This window comes from Undibacterium hunanense, from assembly GCF_014284335.1.
Lineage (GTDB): Bacteria > Pseudomonadota > Gammaproteobacteria > Burkholderiales > Burkholderiaceae_D > Undibacterium > Undibacterium hunanense.
The window spans coordinates 1-255 of record NZ_JACOGF010000095.1 but is presented as its reverse complement, the minus strand read 5'-3'; the positions used below and the strand labels follow the sequence as shown (position 1 = coordinate 255).

The following is a 255-nucleotide window of genomic DNA, read 5'->3' as shown; positions in this document are numbered from 1 at the left end:
AGGTAATCGAATAAGCTGCTGGCAACTTGACCTCTCGGGCGACGACTTCCTGCATTTCATGTACGGCTGAACTCAGGTCACGATCGCGGATATCCACATACACCCATCCTGACAGACGGGCATTTTCACTCTTGAGCATGGGTGGGCCGTCGTCGATGCGGATTTCAGCAACATCGCCAAGTTGGATTTGAGCGCCGCGCTCGGTAAGTACAGGCAACTGGCGCAGTTTCTCAACAGAATCGCGTACTTCCCGGG

Annotated in this window: 1 protein-coding gene; it reads right to left on the bottom strand. The window is 54.5% G+C overall.

Annotated elements, in window-relative coordinates; genetic code table 11:
* Positions 1-255, bottom strand: a 255-nt coding sequence (locus tag H8L32_RS28525; RefSeq protein ID WP_186951035.1) for an efflux RND transporter permease subunit, incomplete at both ends; no start/stop codon positions are given.